The 8,710-nt window shown below is 66.8% G+C and carries 8 protein-coding genes; 5 read left to right on the top strand and 3 right to left on the bottom strand.

Features of this window, described 5'->3' with window-relative positions:
* The 4 genes from IBX53_RS01325 to IBX53_RS01310 all read left to right on the top strand — a co-directional run.
* The coding region (locus IBX53_RS01325) for a DUF1266 domain-containing protein (RefSeq protein ID WP_290904141.1) at positions 1 to 2,125 on the top strand (2,125 nt) is incomplete at its 5' end.
* 223 nt (positions 2,126 to 2,348) lie between these two features.
* Positions 2,349 to 2,978 (top strand): NlpC/P60 family protein, encoded by a 630-nt coding sequence (locus tag IBX53_RS01320; RefSeq protein WP_290904137.1) that lies wholly within the window; start codon positions 2,349 to 2,351, stop codon positions 2,976 to 2,978.
* 35 nt (positions 2,979 to 3,013) lie between these two features.
* Positions 3,014 to 4,192 (top strand): MFS transporter, encoded by a 1,179-nt coding sequence (locus tag IBX53_RS01315; RefSeq protein WP_290904133.1) that lies wholly within the window; start codon positions 3,014 to 3,016, stop codon positions 4,190 to 4,192.
* 351 nt (positions 4,193 to 4,543) lie between these two features.
* Positions 4,544 to 5,011 carry a glycine zipper 2TM domain-containing protein gene (locus IBX53_RS01310; RefSeq protein WP_290904129.1) on the top strand — a complete coding sequence of 156 codons (468 nt, stop codon included), beginning with the start codon at positions 4,544 to 4,546 and terminating at the stop codon, positions 5,009 to 5,011.
* Between the two features lie 116 nt (positions 5,012 to 5,127).
* On the opposite strand, the gene IBX53_RS01305 is transcribed toward IBX53_RS01310, so the two are convergent.
* A complete protein-coding gene (locus tag IBX53_RS01305) occupies positions 5,128 to 5,409 on the bottom strand; it encodes a hypothetical protein (protein WP_290904126.1) in 282 nt (93 codons plus the stop codon).
* Positions 5,410 to 5,664: 255 nt separating this feature from the next.
* Here IBX53_RS01305 and IBX53_RS01300 point away from each other — a divergent pair, with 255 nt between their 5' ends.
* Positions 5,665 to 6,147 carry a peptidylprolyl isomerase gene (locus IBX53_RS01300; protein WP_290904122.1) on the top strand — a complete coding sequence of 161 codons (483 nt, stop codon included), beginning with the start codon at positions 5,665 to 5,667 and terminating at the stop codon, positions 6,145 to 6,147.
* A 196-nt stretch (positions 6,148 to 6,343) separates the two neighbouring features.
* On the opposite strand, the gene IBX53_RS01295 is transcribed toward IBX53_RS01300, so the two are convergent.
* Both IBX53_RS01295 and IBX53_RS01290 read right to left on the bottom strand, forming a co-directional pair.
* Positions 6,344 to 7,939: an isocitrate lyase gene (locus IBX53_RS01295; RefSeq protein WP_290904119.1), complete on the bottom strand. Its 1,596-nt coding sequence runs from the start codon at positions 7,937 to 7,939 to the stop codon at positions 6,344 to 6,346.
* 327 nt (positions 7,940 to 8,266) lie between these two features.
* On the bottom strand, positions 8,267 to 8,704 hold the full coding sequence (locus IBX53_RS01290; RefSeq protein WP_290904116.1) for a GNAT family N-acetyltransferase: 438 nt from the start codon (positions 8,702 to 8,704) through the stop codon (positions 8,267 to 8,269).
* Positions 8,705 to 8,710 lie beyond the last annotated feature (6 nt).

The raw sequence follows: 8,710 nt of genomic DNA, 5'->3' as shown, positions 1-8,710 counted from the left end.
CCGGGCCCGCAGCGCCGAGGGCTGGGTGCGCGGCGATGACGGTTTTGCCGAGGCCTGCGAGGCGCTGGCCGCCCTCGAGCATGAGGGCGACGGCATCACCTGGGAGCGCCTTGGTGAATGGCTGGCGATCCATGATGCCCTGCCGCCACTGTGGCCCGCCGAGGCGGCGGCGCAGGTGTGGCGGCTGCGTGCCGGCTTCGCGCCGGTGATGATGGTGCCCGCTGGCGAGGAGGACTGGTCGGGCCTGGCCGAGTGGCTGGTCGACGCCTGGCAGATCCAGGGTCGCGATGACCTGGTGCGCGCCCTGCTGTGGCTGGGCGCCCAGGGGGATCGCCAGGGGTGGGACCTGGACGCCACGCGGTTGCTGGAGAGCGACCCAGCGAGCCAGTATGCCTGGCTTCAAAAGCTCGAGGAGGATGACCAGCGCTATGGCCGGGTGCTGCTCGAGTTTGTCGAGCACGGCGAGCCGCTGGAGTGGGCCGCCTGGGACTGGCTGCGCCTGGTCGACCTGGCCTGGGCTGGGGCCTGCCTGGGCTGGCTCAGCGACTGCGAGGCCACCGATTTCGCCCTGCACGGCGCCGATCTGGTGTTGCATCGCTACAGCGACTGGTCGGCCCTGGCCCGGGCCTATCAGCGCGGCAGGAGTCTCTTCGAGGGGCGCAACCTGCTGCCCGCCTTCGAGGCCGACTGGCGGTTGCTGCGGCAGTCGCCGGTCAGCCCCTGGCGTCCGGCGCTGCAGGGGGTGGTGGGGCATGACCTTCTGGAGCGCTCCCGGCAGGCCGTACGGGCCTGGCGGTCCGATCCCCGGCACTGGGTGCTGGCGCTGGCCGCGGTGCGTGAGCCCGAACTGGCGGCGCGCCAGGGGCCAGCGGGGCCGGTGTCCGCGGCGCGGCGCGACGATGCCCGACAGTACCTGGCCGAGACCCTCGACCTGCACCCCGACGAGGGAATCGAGGCGCTTTCACGCTACTGGTTGCCGGCCCAGGCGCACCATCTCAACCAGCTGGCCGCGGATGCCGCCCATGGCGCCCTGCCGCCGGCGGAGACCTCCTTTGGCCACGCCGACCCGGAAGGGTTGGTCCAGCGCGCTAGCCTGCGTCGCGGCAGCCGGCATGCGGCCACCATTCACATGGCCGAGAAGTACGCCTTCTACCTGCAGATGGCCATGGACAGCGAGGGGTTCGACGCCGAGGGCCTGGCGTCGCTCGCCGATGCCCTGAGCGCCTCCCTGTGCCGTTTCTACCCGGATGCCCGCCGCCTGATGGAGGCCTGGGCGAGCTGGGAGGGGCTGTTGCCGGAGGAGGAACAGCCCTCCCTGGCCCTCGAGATCCGCTGGCACGAGGAGGACCCCGGCAGTCTGCTCCACTGGCTCGACTGGCGTGCCGGCGAATGGCAGGAGCCGGGCCCCCGGCCCAGCCTCAGCGTGTTCACTTCCATGGCGCTGGTGGGGCCGCTCAACAGCGCGGCCTGGAGCCTGCCCCACCCGGAGAGCGAACGTGAGTGCGTGGCGATTCGCGAGTGGGTCGATGGCCACTACGGCCTCCAGGGCGCCGAGGAGCTGGGCGAGTTCCTGGAGTTCCTGCTCGAGTCCGGCGACCGTCAGGAGTACCTGATCAACTATGCGCCCTACACCCTCAATGCTGCCCGGCTTGGCTCCGAGATCGCTACCCTGGAGTCCGGCGAGTGCAGCGATGAGGAGCGCACTCACCTGCTGCGCCTGCAGCGGGTCCGGGACAACGAGGACGGCTGCAACGAGACCGACATGGCCGCCTGGGACCTGGCCCAGGTGGTGGATCTGGCCATCGCCGCCCGCCAGCTCGGCTGGCTGGAGGAGGGCGCCTTCGTGTCGGTGCTGGAGCGCGCCTATGGTCTGGCGGCGGCCCACTATTCGGGGTGGGAGGCCTATGCGCGAGGGCTCTACGCCGGCTTCTCCTTCTTCATGGGCGAGACCCCGGAGCGGGAGAGCTTTCTCGCCGGCTTTCGCCAGGCCCTGATCGCCTGGCTGACCGCTGCCCCGCCCCTGGCGGGCCCCTGGGCGAGCCTCGAGTTTCCCGGGGCACGCCCCCGCCACTGGGCGCCGATGCATGTCGACACCCTGCCGGGAGATTCACGTACCCTGCACTGAGGCCTGCTTCTGGGCTCGCCACCCGACCGGGGCTGGTTTATAGTCGGTTTGTCTAAACGAGGCTCCACCTGTCGGGAGCTATGTGTTACAGCGAGCCGCCGACAGGCCGCTATGGCAGTGATACCGGATGCCGGCACCACTGCCAAAGCGATGACTCCCCCCTCGACGCCCTGCGTATCTGCGCGCGGCCGGGGCGCGGCTCCGGAGAGAGGTCACCGCTGGAATGGACGTCACGCCGTCGTGCCGCGCTCTGGGTGTTGTTCTGTCGCTGGCCCTGCTGGCCGGCTGCGCCTCCGCTCCTCGCGATGTCGCTTCCCGCGACGCGGATGAGTCCTACTTCGCCCGCCAGTTGCCCGGCTTATCCGGCGACTGGGGGGTGGCAATGTCTCCGGTGGACAACCCCATTCTCGAGGCGCGCAGCCAGGGCAACCCGCCCCCCGCGCTGATCCAGCAGGCCCTGCTGGCCCAGCATGAGCGCTGGGTGGGTACCCCCTATCGCATCGGTGGCACCTCCTTCCAGGGGGTCGACTGTTCGGCCCTGGTGCAGAATGTCTTCGAGGAGACCTTCCGCCTATCGCTGCCCCGCACCACCGGCGAGCAGGTCCACCAGGGCCAGCCGGTGTCGCGTGGCGAGCTCGTGCCCGGCGATCTGGTCTTCTTCCGCCCGCCCGGCCGCTACGACCACGTCGGCATCTACCTGGGGGAGGGGCGCTTCCTGCACGCCTCCAGCTCCCGCGGGGTGATGATCTCGCGGCTCGATAATCGCTACTGGCAGCGCCATTACTGGCAGGCGCGTCGCACCCTGGAGCCCACCCACCTGGCCCAGCGCGCGCAGGTCAGCGGACAGGGCTGATTCGCGCCGCTCTGCAGATCGCGAGCATGGATGGCATGATCCATAACCGAACCCGCGCCTGGTGGCGTGCAACCCTGGCGCTCAGCCTGGGCTCCTTCCTGGTGTTCATCAACCTCTACGCGCCCCAGCCGCTGCTGCCCGAACTGCGCGAGGCCTACGGCGTCTCCACCCTGGCGGTGGGGCTGGTGATGTCGGTGGCGACCCTGGCCCTGGCGGCCTCGCTGCTGGTCTTCGGGCCGCTGTCGGATGCCATCGGTCGCGCGGCCATCATGCGCCTGACGCTGCTGGCGGCCGGCGCGCTTTCGCTGGGACTGGCGCTGGCGCCGAGCTTCGAGGCCTTGCTGGTGCTGCGTGGGCTGCAGGGCTTCGTGCTGGGGGGGCTGCCTGCGGTGGCCATCGCCTGGATGGGGGATGAGTTCGAGCCCGCGGCGATGCTCCCGGCGGTCGGGCTCTACATCGGCGCCAACACCCTGGGCGGCATCAGTGGCCGACTGGTGGGCGGGGCCGTGGGTGAGGTGGCTGGGAGTTCGGCCAGCTTCCTGGCGGTCGGGGTGATCACCCTGGCGGGGCTGGCCGTGTTCTGGAAGCTACTGCCGGCGTCCAGGGGCTTCACCCCGCGTCCCTTCGAACTGCGTGGCGCACTGAACGACCTGGCCGGGCATCTGCGCAACCCGCTGCTGCTGGCCGCCTACCTGCTGGGTGGGCTCAACTTCCTGATCTTCATCAACCAGTACAGCTACCTGACCTTTCGCCTGGCCGAGGCGCCCTTCGGGCTGGGGCCGAGCGTGCTGGGGTTGATCTTCCTGACCTACCTGGGCGGCACCTTGGGCTCGTCGCTCTCCGGCCGGCTGGGGCGGCGCCTGTCTCCGACCGCCTGCATGATGCTGGGTATCCTGATCCTGATGGGCGGGACTCTGGTGACTCTGGCGGGCTCATTGGCACTGATCGTGCTGGGCCTGACCATCAACTCCTTTGGCTTCTTCCTGGCCCACGCCATGGCCTCGAACTGGGTGGGGCGCCACGCGGGGAAGGCAAGGGGAAGTGCCTCGGCGCTCTATCTGGTCTTCTACTACAGCGGCGCGAGCCTTGGTGCCTTCTGGTTCGAGCCGTTCTGGCGGGCGGGTGCCTGGCCCGGTGTGGCGGCGGGCTCCTGGCTGGTGCTGGGCATCACCCTGGGAATTGCCGCCTGGCTATGGCGCCGACAGCCGGCATGATCACCCCCTGCCACAATGCCCCGTTGGATGAAGCACCGGTTGTCGCCCGACTACATCGTCGGCAGGAAGGGGGCTCCAGGGGCAGTGACCCTATGCGAGGGGGATCCTTTTCTGGCCAGCCCGGCGCGCCAGCGCGAGGGGACCAGCCCTCGCGTGACTTTCACATTCCTTGAGCGATTTCGGGCTAGAATGAGCCGCACAGAGTCAATCAGCGGTGGTCAAAGCGTCAGCAAGGTTGACATTGAACCCAGTTAAAAACAGTGTTCACTAACATGGCCACCCCGCTAGTGGGACGCCACGGGCTCGTGCCAATCTGGCGCAGTCCAACAGCTTTTCTTCAGGAGGTTTTTCATGAAGCGACTTCTTCCCATTCTCGCCATCGGCGCCCTGACCCTGGCTGGCTGCGCCAACACGGCGCCCTATGGCGGGAACGTCTATACCGGCAGCCAGGCGGGGTCCGCCCAGACCGTCGCCTTCGGCACCATCGAGGCCGTTCGTGTGGTGCAGATCCAGGCCGACAGCCGCGCCGGAGGCATCATCGGTACCGGTGGTGGTGCCGTCATCGGCGGCCTGCTCGGCCGCCAGGTAGGTGGCGGCTCCGGTCGCGACCTGGCCACCGCTGCTGGCGTGATCGGTGGTGCCGTGGGCGGCTCGCGCATCGAGGATGCCGCCAACCGCGTCAACGCGCTGGAGATGGAAATTCGTCGCGATGACGGCCAGCGGGTCGTGGTCGTGCAGAAGGCCGACCAGCGCTTCCAGACCGGCCAGCGGGTACGCCTGATCGGCAGCGGTGCCAACGTGACCGTGGCCCCTTACTGAGCCCCTGGCGCCATCCCCTGGCGGTCAGCTGAAAGCAGAAGGCCCGCGGAGTAACCCGCGGGCCTTCTGCTTTCAAGGGCCTTACTTTCAAGGGCCTTGACTGCCTCCGTGACGGCTCAGTGGAGGTCGACCTTGTTCATCGCCCAGCCGGCAAGCTTCCAGCCGACCAGGCCAATGATCACTATCAGCAGCACGGTCAGCAGGATCTCCACCGGGCGTACCAGCACGGTGGCCCCCAGGACGGCAAGCGCAAGCCCCCACAGGGTCCGGTTGTCACCATGGCTCTTGAGCAGTTCAGGCAGCACGCGATCCAGCGCCGGGCTGACGCTACTCCAGCGGTTGATGGTGAGGAAGAGAATCGCCACGAAGGCGATCAGCCAGATTACTACTTGGGTCATGGACAGATCTCCAGACAAGGGTGTCAGACGGGTATCAAAAAGGGTGCCGGCTAGGTTAGCCGTGGCCGCACTCCGACGCAACTGTCCATAGGTCAAGCCCCGGCGGCGTCCTCGTGCCTCAATTTCCCGCTTCAGGCCCGGGCGTGAACACCTTTCAGGATAGGGTTTGCGATCCTGAAAATCCTCCATGCCCCTGACAGCCACCCCTGCCACGCGTTACCATGTTGGGACATGCACTCACCGAAAGGTTCTTTAATGCAGATTGCGCAGAACTCCGTTGTCGCGTTCCACTACACCCTGACCAACGACTCAGGTGAAGTGCTGGACAGCTCGGAAGGCCGTGAGCCGCTGACCTATCTCCATGGCGCCGGCAACATCATTCCGGGCCTCGAGAAAGAGTTGGAAGGTCGCCAGGCGGGCGACTCTCTAAGCGCCGTGGTCGCGCCGGGCGAGGGCTACGGCGAGAAGCAGGAGCAGCTGGTCCAGGAAGTCCCCCGTGACGCCTTCCAGGGCGTGGAGGGCATCGAGCCGGGCATGCAGTTCCAGGCACAGACCCAGGGCGGTCCGCTGATGGTCACCGTGACCAAAGTGGAGGGCGACACCGTCACCGTCGACGGTAACCATCCGCTGGCGGGGCAGACCCTCAACTTCGCCGTTGAGATCGCCTCGGTGCGCGAGGCAAGCGAAGAAGAGATCGAGCACGGCCACGTGCATGGTGAAGGTGGTCATCAGCACTGAGCATCGGCACCGAGTCGTCCGCGACAGCTGACACGACAGGCCGACACGACAAGAAGGGGCAGCCATCCGGCTGCCCCTTCTTTCTGGTCGCACAGGAAGCGTTTGGTCTCATGAGACACAGGCGCAAAAAAAGGGGAGGCAGGCGCCTCCCCAAGGTTCCAGTGTTACCGCAGTGCCATGATCGGCCGATCCGGTATCAGCCGAACTGGTTCATGGTGTTGTCCTTGCCACCGGCCTTGAGTGCGGCCTCGCCGTGGAAGAACTCCTTGTGGTCGTCGCCGATGTTGGAACCGGCCATGTCCTGGTGCTTGACGGTGGCGATGCCCTCGCGGATCTCGCGTCGCTGCACGCCTTCCACGTAGGCCAGCATGCCCTCGTCGCCGAAGTAGCCCTTGGCCAGGCTGTCGGTGGACAGGGCCGCGGTGTGGTAGGTCGGCAGGGTGATCAGGTGGTGGAAGATACCGGCTTCACGGGCGCCATCGCGCTGGAAGTTGCGGGTCCACTCGTCGGCCAGCTGACCCAGCTCGGTGGCGTCGTACTCGGCGCTCATCAGCTTGGCGCGCTCGTAGGCCGACACGTCCTTGCCTTCCTTCTCCCAGGCGTCGAACACCTGCTGGCGGAAGTTGAGGGTCCAGTTGAAGGAGGGCGAGTTGTTGTAGACCAGCTTGGCGTCCGGGCAGACCTCGCGGATGCGGTTGACCATGGCGGCGATCTGGCCGACGTGGGGCTTCTCGGTCTCGATCCACAGCAGGTCGGCGCCGTTCTGCAGGCTGGTGATGCAGTCCAACACCACGCGGTCCTCGCCGGTGCCCGGCTTGAACTGGTAGAGGCCGGAGGCGAGTCGCTTGACCTTGACCAGCTTGCCGTTCTGCTTGATCACCACGTCGCCGTTGTCGATGTCGGAGGCGGAGACGATCTCCTCCCCGTCGAGGAAGCTGTTGTACTGGTCGCCCAGGTCGCCAGGCTCATTGGTCACGGCGATCTTCTGGGTCAGGCCGGCGCCCAGGGAGTCGGTGCGGGCGACGATGACGCCATCATCCACGCCCAGCTCCAGGAAGGCGTAGCGCACGGCGTTGATCTTGGCCAGGAAGTCTTCGTGGGGCACGGTGACCTTGCCGTCCTGGTGGCCGCACTGCTTCTCGTCGGAGACCTGGTTCTCGAGCTGGATACAGCAGGCACCCGCCTCGATCATCTTCTTGGCCAGCAGGTAGGTGGCCTCGGCGTTGCCGAACCCGGCGTCGATGTCGGCGATGATCGGCACCACGTGGGTCTCGTGGTTGTCGATCTTGGCGATCAGTTCGTCGGCGCGGGCGCTGTCGCCGGCCTTCTGGGCCTCTTCCAGATCGCGGAACAGGTGGTTCAGCTCCCACGCATCGGCCTGGCGCAGGAAGGTGTAGAGTTCCTCGATCAGGCCGGCCACGGTGGTCTTCTCGTGCATGGACTGGTCGGGCAGCGGGCCGAACTCGGAGCGCAGGGCGGCGACCATCCACCCGGAAAGGTAGAGGTAGCGACGCTTGGTGGTGCCGAAGTGCTTCTTGATGGAGATCAGCTTCTGCTGGCCGATGAAACCGTGCCAGCAGCCCAGGGACTGGGTGTACTGGGCGGTGTCGGCGTCGTAGGCAGCCATGTCATCGCGCATGATCTTTGCGGTGTACTTGGCGATGTCCAGTCCGGTCTTGAAACGGTTCTGGGCACGCATGCGGGCAGCGTTCTCGGGGCTGATAGCTGCCCACTTACCGCGCTGAGCCTCGCGAAGGTTGGTCACTGTCTTGATATCGTCCTGGTATGACATGGGCCGTTCTCCTCGGATCGGGTCATTGGCTTGCCGGTAGCGGCTTATGCTGCACCTGCGAAGTGGATTCAGGTTCGTTCATCGCCGCCGGCTTGTCTCTGCGGCCTTGGTCGAACCCTGGCAAATTTGAAACGAGTGTATGAAGGCACCAGTGACTCCGTTGTCAAACAGTCGTTTTGACATTCGCCATGGCAAGCACTATGGCCCATGCCCACTGGCTTCAACAATGGGCTCTTAGGGGAAGAGGGCGTTGTAACTCGACTACAGGAAGGGCCGAACAGGCCCTGGCCGTGTAGTCATTTTTCGTTTGAAGGGGGCGTGACGGGGTCAGGCTTCGCGGAGATCGAGGCGCATATTGCGGTGCGGAATACCGGCGTCGAGGAACTCGTCACCGAAGGCCGAGAAGCCCAGGCGCTCGTAGAAGGACAGGGCGTGGGTCTGGGCGGCCAGTTCCACGGCGGTGTGGCCCTCGCGGCGGGCCGTCTCGATGGCGGCCGCCATCAGCGCCGCGCCGATTCCCGAGTCACGGGCCTCGGCCAGCACGGCGACACGGCCGATATGGGCGTCGGGGAGCAGTCGCGCAGTGCCTACCGGGGTGCCACCCTGCAGTGCCAGGAAGTGGCGGCTATCGCCGTCGCGGCCGTCCCACTCCTCCTCGAGGGGAACATGCTGCTCCTCGATGAAGACGATCCGGCGGATCTCGCCGGCCGCTTCGCCGAGGGCTTCCCAGCTGCCTTCATGGATGATCAGTGTGCGTTTCGTCATCGCGAC

It is taken from the genome of Halomonas sp. (assembly GCF_014859505.1).
GTDB lineage: Bacteria > Pseudomonadota > Gammaproteobacteria > Pseudomonadales > Halomonadaceae > Halomonas.
This window is presented reverse-complemented; position numbering and strand designations above follow the sequence as displayed.

Excerpts from the sequence above, each read along its gene's own strand:
- IBX53_RS01320 (WP_290904137.1), top strand. The coding sequence starts at position 2,349 with ATGGACGTCACGCCGTCGTGCCGCGCTCTGGGTGTTGTTCTGTCGCTG.
- IBX53_RS01315 (WP_290904133.1), top strand. The coding sequence starts at position 3,014 with ATGATCCATAACCGAACCCGCGCCTGGTGGCGTGCAACCCTGGCGCTC.
- IBX53_RS01310 (WP_290904129.1), top strand. The coding sequence starts at position 4,544 with ATGAAGCGACTTCTTCCCATTCTCGCCATCGGCGCCCTGACCCTGGCT.
- IBX53_RS01305 (WP_290904126.1), bottom strand. The coding sequence starts at position 5,409 with ATGACCCAAGTAGTAATCTGGCTGATCGCCTTCGTGGCGATTCTCTTC.
- IBX53_RS01300 (WP_290904122.1), top strand. The coding sequence starts at position 5,665 with ATGCAGATTGCGCAGAACTCCGTTGTCGCGTTCCACTACACCCTGACC.
- IBX53_RS01295 (WP_290904119.1), bottom strand. The coding sequence starts at position 7,939 with ATGTCATACCAGGACGATATCAAGACAGTGACCAACCTTCGCGAGGCT.
- IBX53_RS01290 (WP_290904116.1), bottom strand. The coding sequence starts at position 8,704 with ATGACGAAACGCACACTGATCATCCATGAAGGCAGCTGGGAAGCCCTC.